This window comes from Streptomyces shenzhenensis (assembly GCF_021462265.1).
Taxonomy (GTDB): Bacteria; Actinomycetota; Actinomycetes; order Streptomycetales; family Streptomycetaceae; genus Streptomyces; species Streptomyces shenzhenensis.
On sequence record NZ_JAJONF010000028.1, the window covers coordinates 98,689 to 119,561 of the forward strand.

Here is a 20,873-nt window from a genome sequence, read left to right on the forward strand (position 1 = left end):
GCGGGCCGCCATGACCGACAGCGGACAACCCGTCAGTCAGCCACGTGTCCCGAAGAAGACCAACGAAATCACCTGCTTCGCCCGCCTGTTGGCGCCCCTCGACCGACGACGCCCTGCACACCCGGCGCAGGCATACCCGCTTCCTACGGAAGAAGGGTGCCCGCTCCCTGCTCGTCGTCAAGGACAAGCAGCCCGCAGTTCGGGGAGAACTTCACCGTGGACGGGCTGCCCGACGACGAGGTGTGCATCGGGGACCGCTACCGCATCGGGGCGGCCCTGTTCGAGGTCACCCAACCCCGCGTGACCTGTTACCGGGTGGGACTGCGCATGGGCGAGCCGCAGATGGCCGCACTGCTCGTGGCGCACCACCGCCCCGGCTTCTACCTCCGCGTCATCGAGGAGGGCGAGGTCGAGGCCGGCCAGGCGATCATTAAGGTCTCCACCGGCCCCGAGGCGATGACCGTCGAAGAGATCGACCGGGTGCTCCACCTGCCCGGACACACCCGCGAACAGGTCGAACGGGCCCTGCGGATCCCCGCGCTCAGCCCCGGCTGGCAGAGTTCCATGCAGGCCCTGCTGGACCAGGCCGAGGGCGGCGCCTCTTCGGACAGTGCCGGACTGAGCACCGCGGCCACCGCACCTCCGCCCGCCTGGCCGGGCTTCCGCCCGCTGACCGTCACGCACATCCAGCCCGAGAGCCGCAGTGTGTTCTCCCTGCACCTGGCCGCCGCGGACGGCTCGGCGCTGCCGGGCCAATTCCTCACCGTCAAGGTCCGGCCCAAGGGCGGCGTACCACCCCTGATCCGCAGTTACTCCCTGTCCGGCGAGCCGGGCACCGGCGCGTACCGGATCAGCGTGAAGGTCGAACCGCACGGCGCCGCGAACAACAAGCTGCGCGCCCACATCCGGGTCGGTGACCAACTGGAGGCCGCCGCGCCCCGTGGCACCTTCTACCTGACCGCCGGCGACAATCCGGTGCTGCTGCTGTCTGCCGGGGTCGGCGTCACCCCCGTCCTGGCCATGCTGCACGCCCTCGCCCGCGAACACTCGACCCGTCAGGTGTGGTGGCTGCACGGAGCCCGCGACGGCACCGAGCACCCCTTCGCCCAGGAGAGCCGCGAACTGATCGCCACCCTCCCCAACGCACGGTCGACCGTCTACTACAGCAGGCCGGCCGCCGACGACCGGCTGGGCGTGGACTATGCGGAAGGGGGCCGCCTCTCGGCCGAGCCCATCCGCCGGCTCGGCCTGCCGACCGACGCCGACGCGTACCTGTGCGGCCCCGCGTCCTTCATGGACAGCCTCACCGCCGCGCTCGTGGCCGACGGCCTCGACGCCTCCCGTGTCCACACCGAGATCTTCGGCGCGGGCGCCGCCCTCACCCCCGGGATCAAGGGTGCGGCCACCGCGCCCGCGCCCCACCGGCCGGCGGGTCCGTCGACTACTCACCCGACCCCGTCGAACCCCCCGCCCGGGGCAACATCCTCATCTGCTGCTCAAAACCCGCCGCAGACGTCGTCCTCGACCTGTGAGCCACGGCGGCGGTGAACCTCCGGCGGGTGGTGCGACGGGCCCGAAAACGCCACAGCGCCTGACCCGGCCGAAGCCGAGCCGAGCGCCGCACGGCAGGTCAGAGGGGGTAACCCCCTCCCCGCATCCGTAGGCCGTGTGGGACTCGAACCCACAACCAATGGATTAAAAGTCCTGGCGGGATCTTGCTGGGTGTTTCCGGACACTGGTTCGGGGTCCGGAACCACCTGGTCAGGGCATGCGCTGGTCGGGTCACGGTCTGCTCCGAGCACCACTGCTGCGCCCTCCGCTCACGCAAGCTGGATCAAGTGGAACCGAGTCGCCCCCGGTGAGCAGCAGGGAGGGACATGCTGACGCCTCAGCTTGACAATCAATGCCTCCCCTGAATCTTTCTCCTTCGCTCGGCGAGCAAGCGCGCCACGGCGTCACCGAGTTCGAGGTCGGGGTGGACATCGAGCCATGCGTCCAGTTCTTCCGCCAGGTCCACGTCGACGACCTTCCCCTGGAACCAGCGCGACAGGGAGAGCAGATTGATGATGGTCAGGAGTTCGGCGACGCCGTCAACTTGGACCGCACGGTTGAACTCCTCCTCCTCCAGATCTGCGGTCAGCGCTTCCAGGTAACGCTCACGTCTCGCATCGGCGACTTGCACGGCCTGCTGGCGGGTAAATGAGAAGCAACCCGATATTCGCCCCACCACCGAATCTACCTTCAGATTCAGGGGTATATCCCGCAGCCCGGCCTCTTTCGCCTTGCGTGCGAAACCCACGTACTCGTCGGCGATGCGACTCCAATCGGGAATCTGCAGCTCACGCTCGATGAAATCGAGCAGCCGCGACGCGAAACCGATACGCATCGTGAGGTCAACATCCGGCTCCTCGTTGACCGGATAGGAGTCCGTGATGGCGATGTCCAGCAGGACGAGAATCCACCGTGCCCTACGGCCGTGGGACAACGGCGGCGACAACCGCCACAGGGCCTCCGACAGCTGGGTAGGCTCAAGCCGAACGAGCATCCGGTAGTCACTTATTGGGCTATTCAAGACGATCACCGAGCGTATGGCTGAATGACTTCGTCGGGAACAGGCACGCCCGCATTAAGGAAGGCATCGACGCCCGACTGGAGATAGGAATCAGGGACATCGAGATCCAGCAGAGGATAATAGTGGCCACTCTGGTCACTTATCATACCGACCTCCCCATTTTCAATGATCACGTCTCCGGCACCCCGCACCGGGCCCCCTCGGAACAGTACCGAGTGCTTGATCTTGCGGGATGCTTCCACGAGGATTCGCAGATTTCCATCGGCGCCGACGGCCCAGAGATAGGTCGTGCCCGGCTGGCCGAACTCCTTCGTCACCGCCCCCGAATTGGGCCGGACGTCCTGGTGCCAACTGCTGGGCGCCGTCCATCTCGGCCCCGAGGACGACGTTGCCGAGGCCACCGCCATCCAACGCGTTTCTACGGCGGTGAAAGAATCCCGACGAACCATGAGTCCACGGCCTGACTCTTCCTGTAGAAGGTGTTGGGTTGCACGGGATCGCACAATGCAACCAGGACGTCGCCCTCCTGCAGTTCCACGGCCCTTCGGAACGAACTCGTCCTGCTTTCCCTCAAGCGGATCACCGTGAATTCTAGTTCATGAAGACCAGGCGCGAGTTCGACGAATTTCGGCGCTTTGCTGAATCGGTCTCGATAACAAATCTCTAGGCCGTTCTCGCGGATAGACACGGTACCCGCCCTGTCGGTGAGACTTCGGATCGGCTCTCTGATTTCAGCGATCAGAAGGACCCCCGTCCTGCCGCGCTTCTGTGCTCTACCCAGGCACTTTCTGGCTCGCCAGGGTATCCGCTTCACTTCATCGAGGGCTCCCACGGAGAGAGGCGCATCGGATCTTTTCATGGTCTAGTTGTCCTCGCGCCTGTCGTCACCCAGGTTCCCTCCCGAGGCAGTTCCAATCACTGCGTAGCCGACCGAACTCACGTTGCCAACTCCGGCCAATCCGCGGCTCACCAGCGCTCCGAACTTCATAGACATTCGCGTAAATATGGGGGCCCCTACCGCTTCTTTCCGCAGTGAATCAGCCATCTTACCTGCTCCATATCCAACCCCGGCCATTCCAAGGCTCGCTGCTCCCATGGCACAGCCTCCCCACTGTTGGGAGAAACACGCATCTGCGGTGGTGGCCCCGCCCAGTGCGAAACCAGCAAACAGGGCTGCGTCGGCAACCCACCCCAGTGGGGTGATCATGGAAAGGACACCTAGCGCGATGCCGGCTCCGCCCAGCCAGGTGCTGTATTTCTGCATGAAACCGTGGGAGGCGTCGATTCCCGTTCCTACTCCGCCCGCAGCGCTGCGCAGCAGGTCCCAGGGGGTGGTTGGTCCGCACCAAGCGGAGAGGATGCTACCTGCGCCCACTGCCGCCGTGACGGCCCCCGAGGTCATCGTGGCCGCCGTGCTGCCTTCCTCCAGGCCCAGGAGGTCCGCGACGCCGGCGCCGGCCGAGGGCATGAGCAACCCGGCACCCAAGCCGTACAGCGCGCCTGTGCCGACGGCCGTGCCGAGGCCACTCCAGCTGAAGTCGTGAGGGTGGCTCAGGGAGTAACTAACGCCGCCGAGGACTCCGCCAATGACGCCGCCGATGGCAGCGCTCACGCACAGCGGGCAGGCGCCGGAGGGGTCGGTGAGGGTGGTCGGGTCGTCGTCGGTGTAGGCGTAGGGCGACGTGGCGGGTTCGGTGAGGGATGCAGGTGCGGGGTCGGTGCTGGTGAAGCGGCCGGTGGTGGGGTCGTACGTGCGGGCGCGGAGTTGGTAGCCGAGGCCGGTGCCGGCGGGGTCCTGGTACTGGCCGGTGTAGGCGAAGGGGTTGGCCGGTGCGCCAGTGGCCAGGGTGGTGGCGGTGGTGTTGCCGTACGCGTCGTAGGTGTATTTGGTCTGGTCGGCTCCGGTGGAGGAGGTGAGGTCGGTGACGGAGCCCTGGGGGTCGTGGTGGTCGTAGTAGGTGCCGGCGCTGGTGTGCAGGGCCTGGGGTTCGCCGAGGGGGTCGTAGCGGTAGTCGGCGATCAGGGTCCCGGAGCCGTTGGTCTCGTCCGCGACCTGCGGCAGGGGGTTGTTGATGTCCCAGTAGGTGGTGCGGGTGAGGGTGCTGCCGGTTTTGGTGGTGGTGCGGTTGCCGTCGGCGTCGTAGGTGTAGGCGTAGGTGGTGGACCCGACGGTCGCGCCGGAGATTTCGTTGGCGGCGTTGTACTTGTAGGTGGTGGAGCCGGCGGCGGTCTCGTTGCCGTCAGCGTCGTAGGTGTAGGCGGTGGTGGCCGTGCCGGTGGTGGTCTTGGTGAGTTCGTCGGCCGTGTCGTAGGTGTAGGCCGTGCTGCTGGTGGTGCTGGGGCTGCTCAGGGCCTTGGTGAGCCGATTGCCGGCCTTGTCGTAGGTGTAGGTGGTCTTGGTGGAGCCGGTCGGGCAGCCGGTGGAGCCCGTGGGGGCGGTGCACTCGGAGAGCAGACGGCCGTTGGCGTCGTAGGTGTAGCCGGTGGGCGGGGCGGTGGTCCCCGAGCGGGTAGACGTCAAGGTGGACGGAGAGCCGTTGGCGTCCCTGGTGACCGTCCACTTGGCCAGCGTGGTGGTGGCGTTGGCGGAGCCGACGCTTGCCAACTGACCGGCGCCGTCGTAGGTACGGGTCTCCGTATAGCCGTTGGTGCTGGGCAGTGTGCTGGTGGTGAGGTTGCCGTCGAGGTCGTACGCGTACGTGAGGGAGGCCGAGTTCGCGCTCTGGCCGGTGATCTCGTCGTCAGCGTTGTAGGTGAAGGTGGCTTTGGTGGCGTCCGGGTAGGTGCGGGCGGTGACGTCGCCGTCGGCGTCGTAGGTGTAGGTGAAGGGGGTGGTGCTGCCCGGCGTGGTGAGGGTGAGGAGGCGGCCCGCGGTGTCGTAGGTGGCGGTGCGGCTGCCGGTGGCGTCGGTGATGCCGGTGACCTGGCCCGCGGCGTCGTGGGTGTAGGCGACGGAGGCGGTGCCGTCGCTGTAGGTCACGCCGGTGGGCAGGCCGCGGCCGTCGTAGGCGGTGGTGATGGTCTGGCCGCGGGCGTTGGTGGTCTTGGTCGGGTGGCCGTCGGCGTCGTAGGCGTAGGAGACGGCACGGCTGAGCGGGTCGGTGGTCTTGGTGAGCTGCTGGTCGGCGTCGTAGGTGTAGCCGGTGGTGTGCCCGTTGCCGTCGGTGCGGCTGGTGACGTCACCGAAGGCGTCGTACGCGTAGGCGGTGGTGCCGGTGTCGGGGGCGGTGACGGTGGTGAGGTTGTCGTCGGCGTCGTAGGCGTATGCCGTGGTGTTGCCGCGTCCGTCGGTGGCGGAGGCGACGTTGCCGTCGGCGTCGTAGGTGCGGTGGGTGACGGCGCCGGTGGGGTCGGTGACGCTGAGAGGATTGCCGCTCTTGTCGTAGCCGTAGGTCCAGGTGTACGCGGCCGCGGTGGCGCCGGTGGCGTTGCCCCGGGGATCGGTGGCGGTGAGCCGGCGCCCGTCGCCGTCGACGGTGTAGCTGGTGATCTCGCCCAGGGGCGAGGTGACGGAGGTCAGGTTGTGGTCGGCGTCGTAGCCGTATGCCGTCTTGTAGCTGCGGCCGTCGGTGACGGCTGTGACCACGTTGGTCTTGTCGTAGGTCCAGCTAATGCTCTGGCCGAGCGGGTTGCTGGTCTGTGTGGGGTTGCCGTCGGCGTCGTAGGTGTAGGTGGTGGTTCTGTTCAGCGGGTCGGTGACGGTGACGGGCCGGTGGGATCCGTCGTAGGCGGTGGCGGTGGTCGCCCCGGTGGGGTCGGTGGCGGTGATCTGGTCGCCGGCGCTGTTGTATCCGTAGGTCCAGGTGTAGTTGGCCTTGGTGGCGCCGGAGACGTTGCCGCGTGGCGATGTCGTGGTGAGGAGCCGGCCGGCCTTGTCGTAGGTGTGGCTGGTGGCCCCGCCCAAGGGGTCGGTGACGGAGCTGACCTTGCCGGTCGCCGTGTAGGCGTAGGCGGTGCTCTTGTTGTCCGGTCCCGTGACCGAGGTCCGCCGGTTCGCCGCATCGTAGGCGTAGGAGGTCGTCGCGCCGAGCGGGTCGGTGACCGAGGTCAGATTGCTATCGGCATCGTAGCCGTAGCTGGTCTTCTTGCCCCGCGGGTCAGTGACCGAGGTGACGTTGTCGTCGGTGTCGTAGGTGTAGGTGGTGGTGTTGCCGAGGGCGTCGGTGCCGGTGAGCCGCCTGCCGGATGAGTCGTAGGTCGCGGTCGTCTTCTCGCTGAGCGGCGAGGTGACCGAGGTGAGGTTGCCAGCGTTGTCGTATCCGTAGGAGGTCGTCTCACCGCGGGGCGTTGTCACCGTGGCGGGCAGGCCGGCTGCTGTGTACGTCATCGCGGTCACGGCGCCGGCGGGGTCGGTAACCGAGGTCAGATGCCCGCCGCTGTCGTAGCCGTAGCTCGTCTGGTAGTAGCGTCCGTCGGTGTAGCTGGCCACGTTGCCGGACGTGTAGGTCCAGCTTTGTGTGGCGGTGGGCGTTACCTGCGTGAGCATGTGGCCCGCGGCGTCGAAGCTGTAGGTGGTGTGGTTGCCTAGCGGGTCAAGAACCGAAGTCCGGTTGCCGTAGGCGTCGTAGCCGAAGTAGGTACGGTTCCCGAACGGGTCGTACTGGGCGACGAGCAGGCCGCCGGCATACAGGTCGCTCCAGACTCCCCCGTCGGGAGCGGTGACGTCGGTTTCCCCGGTCGTCGTGTACGCCAGCGTCGTCGTCGCACCCGCGCCGTCGGTCTGCGAGACCACCCGCCCGGAGGAGTCGTACGTGTTGGAGACGACGTCGTTGCCCCGCGGATCGTGAATGTCCGTCAGGCGGCCGGCGCTGTCGTACGAGTAGGTGGTGGTACCCCCGTCGACCCCGGTGACCGAGCTCAGCCGTCCCGAGGTGTAGCCGTAGTCGACGTGCCGGCCGTCGGCGAGAGTGACCTTGCTGAGCGCAGACCCGGTGTAGGAGAGGGTCACGGTGCGCCCGGCCGCGTCCGTGACAGTCGAGGGCTCGCTGCCGGAGTACATGAACGTCAGGCCCTGTCCAGACCTGTTTTTTCTGCTGGTGAGGAGCCCTGCCGCGCTGAATGTCAGCACCTGGTGATCCAGCGTCGTCAGCGTGTAGCCGCCGGAGACCGCTGCCAGCGTCGAGCGGGCCAGGACGGGGGTGGTAAAGGCACCGCTCGTCGTTTTGGTGTAGGTGAACCTGGCGCCGTTCTCGTCGCGGACCGTGACGTCACCATTGGACGCCACGGTCAGGGACGTCTCCCAGGGCAAGGTCCAGCCGGTTCCCAGCGCACCGGACACGGAGTCGTTGGAGGCATAGCCACGCGACAGGGTGAAGGGCACACCGCTCCCCGCCACGGTGGCATCGGTGAACGACTCAGAGAAGGAACCCGTCGCAGTGTTCACCGGGTCGCACCGCAGCGCCTGGGGACGGACTGCTCCGGAAGCCGTGCCGCCGCACCGGCCACCGTAGGATTGTTCAGTCGGCACGCCTGCGAACTTGTAGGCGGAAACGGCGGCTGTACCCCCGCCCCCGCCATCAACCGTTCCCGTCACCGACATGCTGATGTAAGTGCCGATGGAGCAGTCCGCAGGAACCGCATAGCTCGCGTAGACGCGCGGCGGCGTCGACGGGGTAGGATTCATCAACGTATGGCTCGGGTGGGAGGTGACCACTTGGCCGGTGTCGATGATGGTCGACGTACCGCACGCCTCGACGTCCCAGGTGACGTGAACCGGATAGGTGTCGTCCAGGTAGACCTTGTTGACCGCGTCGTAGTCGGTCGCCGAATTCCAGACGTCCGCGCCGAAGGTCAGCGTCTCCCCGGGGATGACCACCCCCGTGTTGGCCGAACGCGGCGAGACCTCCAGGGCATCGACCCACGAACGCGGATCGCCCCCCGGCCCGTACATCACCACGTTATCCAGCGTCCCGTACACGAGGGCGTCGTCCGCCGCAGCCGCCGGCGCGGCGGCTTTGGCCTCCGCTTTGGTGACTGCCCGTATCGCCCTGGCCGAGGGGCGCGTCCTGGGGGCCGAAGGGTGCGTCTTGGGGGCCGCCGACGATACCGAGGTTCGGACCTTGCGGTCTTGCCTGACCTGCGTGCGGCGTTGTGACAGTGACATCGCGCGCCCGGGGTCGGCAGGGGCGGGGCCGCCAGCTGCCGAAACGCTTGTCCCGGGCGCCGGCAGGGGAGCCGCCGTAGCCACAACGGGAATGGCAGAGTTGAGCCCGGCAAGAAGAGCGATCACCACTCCGGCTCTGAGCAGCCTGAAGCGCCGTAAGTCCATGACATAGCCCCTAGGTCCGAACGGTTCCTGGCACCACGACAATCAGCAGGTCATGAACTTGTCGCGGGCCGATCATTCCTTGAGGCCGACGGTCGAACAAGATGCGCTCTGCACACAGAAGCACCTGTGACATCTTTTGCGCCAGAGTGAACCTTCGGAACAACAGCAGCACTTTACCCCGAAAGGCAATCCTCCACTTTGCATGCCATCCGGCCCCATTACCCATTCATTTCCGATGATCTACCTAATTTAGGGAATTTAATTACGGAATCATCACTTCCCTTTCGGAGGGTAAATTTCCAGCATGAGATCGACATGACTCAAAGCCTCCCAAGACGCAGATCCGGGCCCTGACGGGCAGGGCTTGATCAGGTTCCGCAGCTGTTCGGATCGTTGGTGATGCCCAGGATGGGAAGTGCTCGTTCAGGTTCGTCGCGGATTGCCCTGGTGACTGGGCGATGCTGTCGGCTCCGAGGGTTTTCAGCATGCCGATAGCGAGGTTACCGAAGGTCACCATGGCCCGTGGCGCGGTCCCGGCGTGGACGGTGGAGGCGTCCTCGGCGAAGGTGATGTCCCTGATGTGACGGGAGGAGTTCTCCACTCCCAGCGCCCACCGGTCTCGCGTCCACCAGCGGGCTTGCGCCGGCGATGGACACGGATGGCCAGGCCGGCATAGGGAAAAACGATTCCGCCGAGTTCGTCGGCGAACCCGCACGTCTTGATCGAGCGGGACTCGCGGCGTCCGCGTCCAGCCCCGGAGGCGATGCGCTGAACTGCCAGGGCAGGACAGCGAGTTGGGCGTAGGCGGCGGGCTGGCTGGTCTTGATAACGGCGATGCAGTGGGCCTGCTTGGTCTCGACCAGCCAGGAGATGTTCGCCTCCGCCGAGCGCAGGGCATGGAAGGTGACGGCGGTCAGGCTAGGACCGTCCCGCAGCGTGGCGACAGGCCCATGCCCGCCGACGATCCCCACCGAGCCATTCGCCCGCGACCAGCACGAGCATCCGGGACATCACGCACACCAGGCTCGTGAACTGGCAACTTCACGATGACCGGCACTGCCATTGGGCGATCAGGTCGATCACAATGTGTTTTCAACTGTTGACACTGCGACACGAGTGGCGATAACTTGTTCGAAGCTCGTGGGATCCATTTCCGGTGATACCTCTGTGCACTGACCATGCGGAGAGCGGAACAAGGGGGGTTCCCGTACCGATGGACCACGTTAAAGCACCCTGCACTAGAGCGGAATGGCGTCAGCAGGCTCCGGCCCTGCCGCAGGCTGTCCACAAACCTAGCAGGGCATTGCCGCGGTTCCTTATGCAGCAATGAGCCGTCGAGAGCTCGTTGCATCCATCGGCAAGCCGCCTTGCAGTGAGTCCGCTTTCAAGTCGCCAGCAACTCAAGATTTGGCATGCCCCTGCCATGTCCAACCTGTGCTCCACACGTAAGCGCGGACGGCCTCTTCTGCATGTACTGGTTACACCGTGATCCACCATCCCGGGACCGAAGAAAAGGAGTCTTAATGAGAAGATCGCTCGCTTCGACGCGACCTGTACTAGCCGTCGCCGCTGTAATCGCATGGAGCATGCTGCTTGCCGGCATATCGCAGGCATCCCCCGGACCCCAGAGGATATCCCGGAGTGCTCCGCAAGTAGAAACAACGCATGGGCCGGACCCTGCCAAATCGCAGCAGGCAATGACCTTAAAGCAGCGAAGGTCACAGGTAGCACGAGAAGGAAAAGAAAGGAAGACAAGGGCCCCTTTACGCAAATTAGAGGGAAGCGGCCCCGAGAGTAAAATGTCCGCTTCTGCCGATTCGGTGGTCCCGTACGGCATTGAGATTCAGGACGCTCTGCTGACAGACGCCACAGGCGCCCAAGTATCACACTACTATGACGACGAAAACAATGTCGGCCATTACTTCAACGGTTTTTTTCCGAAAGAAGGTGATATCTTCACCTATAAGGCCGAGATCTACTACAACTGGGAAGGGAGCGAGGACGCTGCAACGGAGGATAAGGGGCCACAGTCCGTCGTCGTGCGCCCGCAGATAATATGCGGCAACGCGCTGTCACCAATCTGGTTCGGCGATCCGATCACGGTAACTGCACCGTCGTGGGTCCATTCCAACATGTGGGGACGTGGACCCTTGAGCCCTCCTTTCACCGAAGGTGCGCACGTCTCTTTCACGTACAAGTACGACCCTGACCTGTGTCTCGCAAATACCATAGTCGACAGCGACGCTCCTTCGGAGTTCAGGGCTTCGGTCATTTGGAGAAACAGTGACGGATCGTGGCCCACTCTCATCTATGCTGATGAAGACAATCATGGCTACGCCCTTGCCGGTGTTCCAGCAAACCAGACCTACGGGGCGTTCTGTGGCAGCAATTCCGCCGGTGCGGCACACTGTCAATCATTTCGCGGCGAAGGTGTCAATACGGCAACGGGGGCGTTTGGTCAGGCGTACTCCGATGCCACCTTGTCAGGGTCCGTTCCTCTGGACCTAGTCCGCAGTTATTCGTCAAACAACAGATTGGGCGGCACACTGGCCGCTGACGACGACTCCTCGCCCATTCTCGGCGAAGGCTGGTCGACTCCCTGGGAGGCGGAGCTTGAGAAGAAGAGTGACGGCTCCATCGTTTTCCGAGCTGAAGACGGATCCCAGTACCCGTACGCGAAAAGCGGCGACAGCTACATAGCCCCTGCCACCGCACAGTCGAAACTGACCGCCACTGCCGACGGTTACCAGTTGGTGACACCCGAAGGCAAGATCCTCTCCTTCAATCAGGACGGGAGCCTGACGAAGACCACGGACAAGCAGGGTCGCGCAGTCATCTACAACCGTGACGGAACAGGTAAGATATCCGATCTGACCACTCCGTCTGGGCAGAAAGCAGAGTTCTCGTACACCGATTCAAAGCTTTCCCTCATCTCGCTGTCCGACGGCAGGAAGATAGCCTTCGGCTACGCCGATGGAAAGCTTTCAGATGTGACGGACCCGAGTGGAAATAAGGTCAGCTATCGCTATGACGGTGCGGGTAATCTAAACAAGGTAATCGATCCGCGAGGCAATGCGGCGCTGACGAACACATATAACAGTGCTGGGCAGGTAACTGAGCAGATTGATGAGGCAGGCGCCAGCACAAAGTTCTTCTACAACGGGAAAGAGACGGACGTCACCGCGCCGGACGGCGGTATATGGACTGACGTCTACGAGCAGAATGTGCTTGTGTCGCAATACGACCCTTTCGGAAATCAGACCTCGTACGGCTACAGTTACAAACTCGATCCGGTACAGGTTACAGACGCCCTGGGGAACACGGTAAAGCGGCAGATCGACGGCGCCTCAGGGAAGCTCAAAAAAATCACGACACCGCTGGCCAGCCGAACTTGGTCCTACAACACGGCCGGAAACATCTTCCTCTACACTAACGGGAACGGAAAGAGGAGCTCGTACTCCTACGACTCCAAGAATCAGCTGAGTACAGCTGTAAATTCGCTCAGCAAGAAGACGCTTTTCACATACACCAGTCAAGGTCAGGTAGAGTCGATCACCGACCCGCGTGGGAAGCTGACAAAGTTCGAGTACGACACAGCCGGCGACAAGGTTTCGGAAATATTTCCGGACGGATCCCGGCAGACCTGGGGCTATGATGCCGCAGGCCACGTAACGACCTCGACAGACCCCCGCGGAAATGTCTCCGGAGCCAACCCCGCCGAGTTCACCACGTCCTACGGATACGACCAAACAGGACGACTCGTCTCAACGAAGGACGCTAAAGGCAACACCACCCGCAACACCTACGATGAAGCGGGCAATCTGGCCACGGCCACCGATGCTGCGGGCAACACCACGACGTACACCTACGACGTCGCGAACCGGCTCACCGACGTGAAGGACCCGGCCGGCCACACGGTGCACATGACGTACGACGTCATGGGCAACGTGGCCTCGCGCACGGACGCGACGGGCGCGAAGACGACCTACACCTACGACAAGGCCGGCCGCCTGCTCACGATGACGAGCGCCCGGGGCAACGCCGCGGGCGCGGATGCTTCCAAGTACACCTGGAAGTACGGCTACGACAAGGTCGGCAACCAGACCACGGTCACCGACCCGCTCGGCAACACGACCAAGACTGACTACGACGCCGAGTACCGGCCGGTCACGGTCACCGACCCGCTCGGGCGCGTCCGTAAGACGGAGTATGACGGTGAGGGGAACGTCACCAAGACCACTGACGCCCTCGGCAAAACCACCGTCAACACCTACGACGCCAACAGTCAGCTGCTGACCACCCTCGACCGCGGCGGCAAGACAGCCACCTACACCTACGACGACGCCGGCAACCTGGCCTCCGAGACCACGCCCCTGGGCAACAAGACCACTTACGGCTACGACGACAACGGCCGCCTGACCACCACCGTGGAACCGCGCGGCAACGCAACCGGCGCCGATCCCGCCCAGTACACCTGGACCACCGCCTACGACGCGGCCGGCAACATCCTCAGCCAGAGTGACCCCTACGGGAACAAGACCGTCACCAACACCTACGACGGTGACGGCCGCCTCACCCAGCGGGCCGACGCCCTGGGCAACAAGACCGCCTACGAGTACGACGCCCTGGGCCGCCTGACCAAGGCCACCAGCCCAGGCGGCTCCGTCACCGACCTCGGCTATGACACGGCCGGCAATCTGAGCTCCCGCAAGGACCCCAACGGCCACATCACCACCTACGCCTACGACGACACCGGCCGCCTGACCAAGACCACGGATCCGCTCAGCCGGGCCACCTCCTACGGCTACGACGCCGACGGCAACCGCACCAGCATCACCAACGCCCGCGGCCAGAAGGCCACCAGCACCTACGACGCCCGCAACCAGCTGACGCAGACCACCTTCTCCGACGGCACGGCGACCACCGCGTACACCTACGACGCGGCAGGACAGCCCAAGACGGTCCAGGACGGCACCGGCACCCGTACCCTCGCCTACGACGCCGAGGGGAGGCCGCTGACCATTACCTCACCGGGTGCCACCAGCCCGTTCACCTACGCCTACAACGACAACGGCACCCTCAAGAGCCGTACCTACCCCGACGGCCGGGCCATCACCTACAGCTACGACAGCGACGGCCACATCCTCGGGCAGACAGCTGGCGGCAAAACCACCAACTACACCTGGGACGCGGCCGGCAACCTGCTGACCGTCAAGCTGCCCACCACCACCGCGGTCACCGAGGCCCGAACCTACGACCGCGCCGGACGGCTCGCCTCGGTCTCCCAGGGCACCGGCGCCCGCTTCGTCGACCGCGACGCCGACGGCCGCGTCACCAAGGACTATTTCAAGGACGCCACCACCACCGGCCTTGCCGACCGCTACGCCTACGACGCGGCAGGCCGGGTGACCCGGGCCTGCACCGACACCTCCGCCACCGCCTCCTGCCTGCCCACCACCGGCGGCAGCACCTACAGCTACGACAAGGTCGGCAACCTCACCACCACCACCACGCCGACCAGCACCCGCACCAACACCTACGACGCCGCCGACCAGCTCACCAAGCGCGTCGAGGGCACCACCAGCCTCGACTACACCTACGACGCCGACGGCAACCTCACCAAGGACGCCGCCGGAACCTACACCTCCGACCCGCTGGGCCACCTGAAGTCCGCCGTTGTCGGCGCCAACACCTACACCTTCGTCAACGACGCCGACGGCAACCGCACCCTCACCAACCTCAACGGCGCACTCTCCCGCACGACCCGGTGGGACATAAACAACCCCCTGCCCCAGATCGCCACCGAGACCAACAGCCAAGGCGGCCTCATCGCCGACTGGCAGTACAATCCCGAAGGCATCGCCGAATCCCAGAACCGCACCACCGGCACCTTCTACCTGCGCCACGACCGGCAGAACTCCACCGCCGCCGTCTACGACGCCACCGGCAGGGAGACCTACTCCTACACCTACAGCCCCTGGGGCGTGGCCACCGGCAAGACCAACGTCACCGACCCCACGTCCAGCCTCTTCCAGTACACCGGCCAGTACCAGGACCCCGTCCTCCCCGGCCGCCTGTACCTGCGTGACCGCAGCTACGTCCCCGACACCGGACGATTCACCAGCACCGACCCCGAGCCCGCGAGCAACGACAGCCCCAACCTCTCCCCCTACGCCTACGCCGGCAACGACCCCGTCAACCAGTCCGACCCCTCAGGCCGCTGCCCCCTCTGCGTCAGCGCCGGCATCGGAGCAGCCATCGGCGCCACCGTCGAAGGCGGCATCTACGGATGGCAGCACCGCAACGGCGGATTCACCTGGGGCGGCTTCGCCACCGCCACCGGAGAAGGAGCCCTCACCGGCGCCATCGCAGGCGCCATCATGCCCGGCGCAGGAAACGCCGCAGCCAGCATCCTCGGCCTGAGCGGAGGCCGCGCCCTCGCCACCTCAGCAATCGTCAACGCCGGCGTGGGAGCCGGCCTCTCCTGGGCTGTCAACGAGGCCCACTGCCAGCCAACAACACCGTGGGACTTACTCATCGGTGCCGCAGGTGGTGCCGGCACCAGCCTCCTCGGGCCCGCCTTCAACTGGCTGAAGGGTAAGTTCCCCGGCTCATCTGCACCGACCCGTTACGGGCCAGGGGCAGCGCACGCCGATGACCCGGCCCTCCGAGGTGGAAGCTCCTTCTCTCTGGACTCGATCCCAGAAGAGCCCGGATTCAACTATCTGTACCGGGGCGTGTCCACGGCGAGTCCCGCATACGACGACGCAGTGCAAGGCGTCGCGAAGCCCCGTGGTGGTAACGCGAGCATGGAGGCGCATCACGACGGGAACACCGATAGCATTTACACGTCATGGACGACATCAAAACAGACCGCGCTGTCTTATGCCCGAGGCGCGGCTGAGGGGAGAAGAGACCTTCCCGGAGTGATCCTTCAAGTGAAACTCCCCCTCGGCCAGCCGGTATACCCGTCCATCATGTTCAGCACCGATCTGTGGGAGAGCAATGAGAATCTTGTAGAAGGACTTGTGCGTGGAGCTAAGGTTTTCCACGTACCCGCCGGATAACCGGTTGACTAGCCAGGGTGGCCGCCGAGAAGATCCGACGGCCACCCCGTTCCCACCACTGGAAGGCAGACCTGAACAGATGATTAACCCAAACACAGGTACGCTGACCGCACACAAAGCCCTCGCTCATTGCCGTGCGCTTGCACAGTCAGGATGGGAGTCGGCCCAGAGTGCCGCCGACGGACTTGAACAATCCATCACGCCCGTAAAACTTTCCCGTGTCAAAACCGCCTCAATGGCCGGCATCTACAGCCTGCGTCTCACCCAAGATTCCGGACTGCTCGATAGAACAATAGACCTGGAGCGCTTCATACAAGTCTTGCAGGATTCGAACGAACAATTCATCAAGTTTTACTCTGTATCGACGAACAAAGGGCGCACTCTAGTCACTGTGTCCGACGACCTCGAACGTCCACTTGCAATCACAGCAGTAAAAGGAACCCCCACGGACCCCTCATCGGTCGCATCCGGCGCAGTGGGATTCCTTAAGGGCAGCCGTGCACTTGAAATATGCGAAACACTCATCACTGCCGACTGGGAGTCCGCCTGCATCGCTGCCGAAAGTCTCACGATCTCGACTTCTCAAGACATTCCGCTATGGCTGGCGACTCCACAAACGTTGGGCCGTCACTATGCAGATCGAGCCACCCATGACGAGAACTCCTCACGGATGGGGATCGACATGGAACGATTCTCTCAAGTCATGGCCAGCCTCGCACCGGATGCAATGATTCGAATATTCCATGTATTCGATGCCTATGGCTGGCAAACGACTGTAGCCGTTTCAGACGACCTCGCCGAGGCGCTGGGATGCGTTGCGATCAAACGGCGACTATAACGGCAGCCCGCCCTGCTGAAACCGAACCGCCTCCCTAGCGCCACCAGTTCGCGAACTTGGTTTTGTGGTCCTATGCGTGCACGTTCCGAGGAGTGGAAAGTCCTCCTAGAGGAGTACAAGCCGCCCCATGATCAGAACAGTGTCTTCACGGAAGAGATGTGGCGGCTGATTTCTGCAGCACACACTGATCCGATACTGCGGTCACTTTATCCGGCAATCTCGATGTGGTCGCTAACTCTCTCTAATTCAGACGCATTTAGTGAAATCGCGGATAGATTTCCCGCCATCTCGGCAGCAGACGGAGAGTATCGCGTCCTCGCCTGGCCTCATACCCAGGACATCTGCCTGTTCCTAACGAACGATCCGGCAGAGGCGGTTGAATTCGCGGCCGCACTGATAAGAAAACATCCCTGACCCGCCCCTTTGAAGCCGACGGGGTTCGACCCGCAAAAATCCGAGGAGAAGAGATCACAGTGTCTCACATCCGAAAGACCATCGCTTTCGCTTTAGCAGGACTGGCCATAGCGACTATGGCATCAGCTCATGCATCCGCAGCCTCCCCCAAGGACATTTCAGCCGCTCCTGGGAATGCCTCGCAGACCTTGGTGAGTGACCTGCAAGTAGTGGACGCACAAGTCGCAAGCCAGGGCTTCCCCTTCAGCATCACGAGGTTCTACCACTGGGATCCCGCAGCGACACCCGGACTGCTCGGCAAGGGCTGGAGACTCTCCCTCGAAGCAAGGTTGGAAGTATCCGCGGCAACAGTCGTTCTCGACGATGCGGACGGCACCGAGGTGACCTTCACCCGGCAGAGCGACGGCACCTACAGCGCGCCCGAGGGGACAGCCTACAAGCTGACCGCCACAGGCGGGGGTTACTCCCTGGCTTCGGACGGCGGGAACGAGGTCCGAAACTTCGACCAGACCGGACGTCTCAGCACGGTCGTGAACGGCAGCGGAACAGGTCTCCAGCTCACGTACACGACAACCGGACGGATCTCGGCGGTCGCGGACGCCGAAGGCCGCGTAGCACGCTTCACCACAAGCAGCACGGGGCTACTGCTGACCGTGACCCTCGCAGACGGCGGTCGCCTCACTTACGTCTACTCGAACGAGGGATACCTGACAAGCGTCGCGAATGTGGTCGGCAAGAAGACGACCTACTCCTACGACTCACAGGGCCGACTCATCACGAATTGAGGTCGAGCGGATATACGCCGATGAGCTCACCACGAGCGGCCAGCCTGATCGCATCGGCGACGGGCAGCCCGCCCGTCTGACACACCGTCCCCCACCTTCACATTGAGCCGCCAATAGCCAGTTGCCCCCCGTGCGCGCGCACGGGGGGCAACTGCGAATTCCTGGTTTCCAGGGGCCGAGATCAACACTGAGCGTTTTCAGCTCGGCCACCGATCGGGTGACGCCGAGGGGGTGCGCAACGCACGAGGCTCCCGTGCCGTTGGGGGAGGTGTTCGAAGTCTCAACCCACAGGCACAGGAGCCGCGTTGGTTCCGTATTCTGCCGCACTCGACCTGCCCCACGCCTTGGTCGAGTGGGTCACGATGCTCATCGTCACCCGCGAGGGTGACCGACGGTGCAAACTCCCGCCGCACCAACGTGCGCTCGTCGGCCTGACGTACCTGCGCAAGCACGACACGCTCGCCCAGATCGCCGTGGGCTTCGGTGTCTCGGTGGGCACCGCGCACGCCTACACCACCGCGGTAATCGGCCTGCTCGCCGACCGTGCACCGGGCCTGCTCAAGGTGCTGCGCGAGACCGATCCCGACTACGTCCTGCTCGATGGCACTCTCGCGGAGTGCGACCGGCTGGGCGACGGCCAGGCCGACTACTCAGCCAAACACCGCCGACATGGCGTGAACGTGCAGTTGGTGACCGATCCGGATGGCCACCTGCTGTGGATCTCGCCGGCACTGCCCGGCCGCGCGCACGACCTCACCGCGGCCCGCACCCACCGGATCATCCGAATCTGCGAACGCCAAGGCATCCCGATCCTCGCCGACCGCGCCTACATGGGAGCGGGCCCGTGGGTGACGACCCCCCTCAGACGTCCGCCGGGGCGCGACCTCACGCCAACACAGCAAACCGTCAACCGCGCGCTGTCCGCGGCCCGGGTACCGGTCGAGCGCGGCGTCGCACGGCTCAAGTCGTGGCGGATCTTCCGCAAGGCGCGATGCAGTCCGAATCGAATGTCGTCAATCGCCGCGGCCATCCTCACCCTGGAGCGGCAACGCTGAAAGTGCTCACTGACTCAGCACGGTTCGAACAAGTCGGCATCTTCTCCGCCTCCACGAGCCGTGGTCAACGGCGTTCCGATCCACGGGGTCTCGCGCGCTGCGGGAGCGGCAGAACCGACCGCCCCGCCACCCTGGCGGGCATCGGGGCGACGGCCACGGTGACCCCTTGGCGGTCCGGCCCTGCTCGGCCAACCGGCTCAGGACCCGCTCGGCGATCAGAGGTTCCTTCCACTCGACCTGGAACTCTTCCAGTTGCCTGGCCAACTCCGCAGCGAGCCTGCCCAGTTCACCCTGGCCGGAACACCCCACCACTCACTACCGGCAAGTACTCGATCATCATGCCGCGCGACATCGCCGAGGCCGACCACGGCCACGTCACTGACGATGAGATCCAGGCCCTACGCCAGGGTCCCTTGCATGATCGAGGTCTGTCCCGATTTATCCGGTGATGCCGAGGGCGGCCAGGGGCCTTTGCCAGTCGCGGGCGGTGTGACGTAGGGCGGCGGCGATGTTGGTGTGACCGTCCTGACGGTGGACGCCGATGGCGAGGTTGCGCAGGCCGGCCATGATGCGTGGGAGATGGCCGGCATGGATTTTGGAGTCATCCTCGCGGAACGTGCGGTCGCGGACGTGGTGCAGAAGATTTTCGATCTTCCAGTGCCCTCTGATCCAGGCCGCGAGCTGGGCGCCGGGAATCGCGCCGGGCGGCAGGCTGGTGATCAGGTAGACACGCTCGATGGTGAGCTTGCCGCTGGTGAAATCCTTCCTCCGGCGCACGACTTGCAGGGCCTGGCGTGCGTCGGGGTAGTCGAGGTGGGCGAAGGCAGCGGCCTTCAGCCGCCGGATCTCCAGGCGGTGGTGGGCCCGGGTGCGGTCGTAGTGGTCGAGCGTGATCTCGCGCCAGGGCAGGCGACGGACGCGGTCGAAGAGGCTGGGATGGTTGGCCTTGACCTGGGCGATGTAGTGGGCACCGCGCTCGCGAAGGTAGGTGCCGTGAGCGTGCTGGGTGTGCAGCGCGTCGGCGGTGATGACCGTGCCAGTCAGGTCGAGGCTGTCCAGCAGGGGCCGGAAAGCGGGGATCTCGTTGCTCTTGTCGGCGACCTGGCGCTGGGCCAGGACGTGACCGGTGTGGTCCATCGCGGCGAGCAGGGTGACGTGCCCGGTGACGTGGGTGCGTGAGCCGCGCAGGGCCTTGCCGTCGACGGCAATCGCCCGCAGTCCGGGGCCGGCCGGGGTGGCGCGGGCGGTGAGGAAGGCACCGATCGCCCGGTCCAGGGCGTCGCCGTCGAGCTGGACGAGCAGACGGCGCAAGGTGTGGGGGTGCGGGATGGACACGGTGCCGGAGAGCGGGTCGGAGGGGAAGTTGAGAACCCGGCAGGCCCACGTGGGGACGTCGCTGATCCATTCCGTGATCGCGGTGAGCGAGCGGGCACCGGCGAGGACACTCGCCGCGGCTGCGGAGACGAGGGCGGACAGCCGGTAGCGGCGGCCACGGACGCCTCGCGGGTCGGGGACGAGGTCCAGGAAGCCGGACAGTGCGACCGCGTCCCTCAGCGGGACCGGCGCGGTAGTCCGGCCCAGTTGAGCCAGCGCGGTGGGCATGGGAGAAGATGCAGGAGCAGGCACGGACTCGCCAGGTGTTCATGGGACTTCGACACTCACATGATCACTGAGACCGTGCCCGTACTGCGTCCGCCACCTGCCCGAACCGTGCTGGCCCCTCCAAGGAGGGGCCAGCACGGCACTCCGGACGACACGTGATCATGCAACGGCCCCTGGCCGCCACCTGACGACCAATCTTTGCCCCAACGCACACCGAGAGGAGGAAGGCCAGCAACCTCCGGGCCCGTGGAACCCGGCGCACCCCGCAGCGA

Annotated in this window: 10 protein-coding genes and 1 pseudogene; 7 read left to right on the forward strand and 4 right to left on the reverse strand. The window is 64.8% G+C overall.

The annotated features are described in order from the left end of the window. Nucleotides 1-156: 156 nt before the first annotated feature. Nucleotides 157-1,548, forward strand: a complete 1,392-nt coding sequence (locus LQ326_RS30485) for an MOSC domain-containing protein (protein WP_234542262.1) — start codon at nt 157-159, stop codon at nt 1,546-1,548. A gap of 352 nt (nt 1,549-1,900) precedes the next feature. Here LQ326_RS30485 and LQ326_RS30490 read toward each other — a convergent pair whose 3' ends face one another. Then, nucleotides 1,901-2,581, reverse strand: coding sequence for a hypothetical protein (locus LQ326_RS30490; RefSeq protein WP_234542263.1), 681 nt, complete (start codon nt 2,579-2,581; stop codon nt 1,901-1,903). Next, complete coding sequence (locus tag LQ326_RS30495; RefSeq protein WP_234542264.1) at nt 2,578-2,889, reverse strand: IQM protein middle domain-containing protein; 312 nt, start codon at nt 2,887-2,889, stop codon at nt 2,578-2,580. The genes LQ326_RS30490 and LQ326_RS30495 overlap by 4 nt, the downstream gene beginning before the upstream one ends. Here LQ326_RS30495 and LQ326_RS48405 point away from each other — a divergent pair. Continuing rightward, a pseudogene (locus LQ326_RS48405) lies at nt 2,861-3,016 on the forward strand (NF041680 family putative transposase); the annotation flags it as partial. The gene LQ326_RS30495 and the pseudogene LQ326_RS48405 overlap by 29 nt on opposite strands. Before the next feature lie 418 nt (nt 3,017-3,434). Here LQ326_RS48405 and LQ326_RS30505 read toward each other — a convergent pair. Further along, nucleotides 3,435-8,462, reverse strand: a complete 5,028-nt coding sequence (locus LQ326_RS30505; protein WP_234542279.1) for a DUF6531 domain-containing protein — start codon at nt 8,460-8,462, stop codon at nt 3,435-3,437. Nucleotides 8,463-10,639: 2,177 nt separating this feature from the next. Between LQ326_RS30505 and LQ326_RS30510 the strand changes: the two genes are divergently transcribed. From LQ326_RS30510 to LQ326_RS30525, 5 genes are all read left to right on the forward strand, one after another. Beyond that, nucleotides 10,640-15,907, forward strand: coding sequence for an RHS repeat-associated core domain-containing protein (locus LQ326_RS30510; RefSeq protein WP_234542265.1), 5,268 nt, complete (start codon nt 10,640-10,642; stop codon nt 15,905-15,907). Between the two features lie 79 nt (nt 15,908-15,986). Then, the gene (locus LQ326_RS30515) at nt 15,987-16,745 is read left to right on the forward strand and encodes a hypothetical protein (RefSeq protein ID WP_234542266.1); all 759 of its coding nucleotides are present in this window, start codon (nt 15,987-15,989) and stop codon (nt 16,743-16,745) included. A 72-nt stretch (nt 16,746-16,817) separates the two neighbouring features. After that, nucleotides 16,818-17,159 carry a DUF6193 family natural product biosynthesis protein gene (locus LQ326_RS48820; protein WP_372496992.1) on the forward strand — a complete coding sequence of 114 codons (342 nt, stop codon included), beginning with the start codon at nt 16,818-16,820 and terminating at the stop codon, nt 17,157-17,159. Between the two features lie 191 nt (nt 17,160-17,350). Then, nucleotides 17,351-17,944: a DUF6531 domain-containing protein gene (locus LQ326_RS30520; protein ID WP_234542267.1), complete on the forward strand. Its 594-nt coding sequence runs from the start codon at nt 17,351-17,353 to the stop codon at nt 17,942-17,944. A 305-nt stretch (nt 17,945-18,249) separates the two neighbouring features. Continuing rightward, nucleotides 18,250-18,999: a transposase gene (locus tag LQ326_RS30525; RefSeq protein ID WP_234542268.1), complete on the forward strand. Its 750-nt coding sequence runs from the start codon at nt 18,250-18,252 to the stop codon at nt 18,997-18,999. Nucleotides 19,000-19,437: 438 nt separating this feature from the next. Here LQ326_RS30525 and LQ326_RS30530 read toward each other — a convergent pair whose 3' ends face one another. Beyond that, nucleotides 19,438-20,601, reverse strand: a complete 1,164-nt coding sequence (locus LQ326_RS30530) for an ISAs1 family transposase (protein ID WP_234542269.1) — start codon at nt 20,599-20,601, stop codon at nt 19,438-19,440. Between the last annotated feature and the right edge of the window lie 272 nt (nt 20,602-20,873).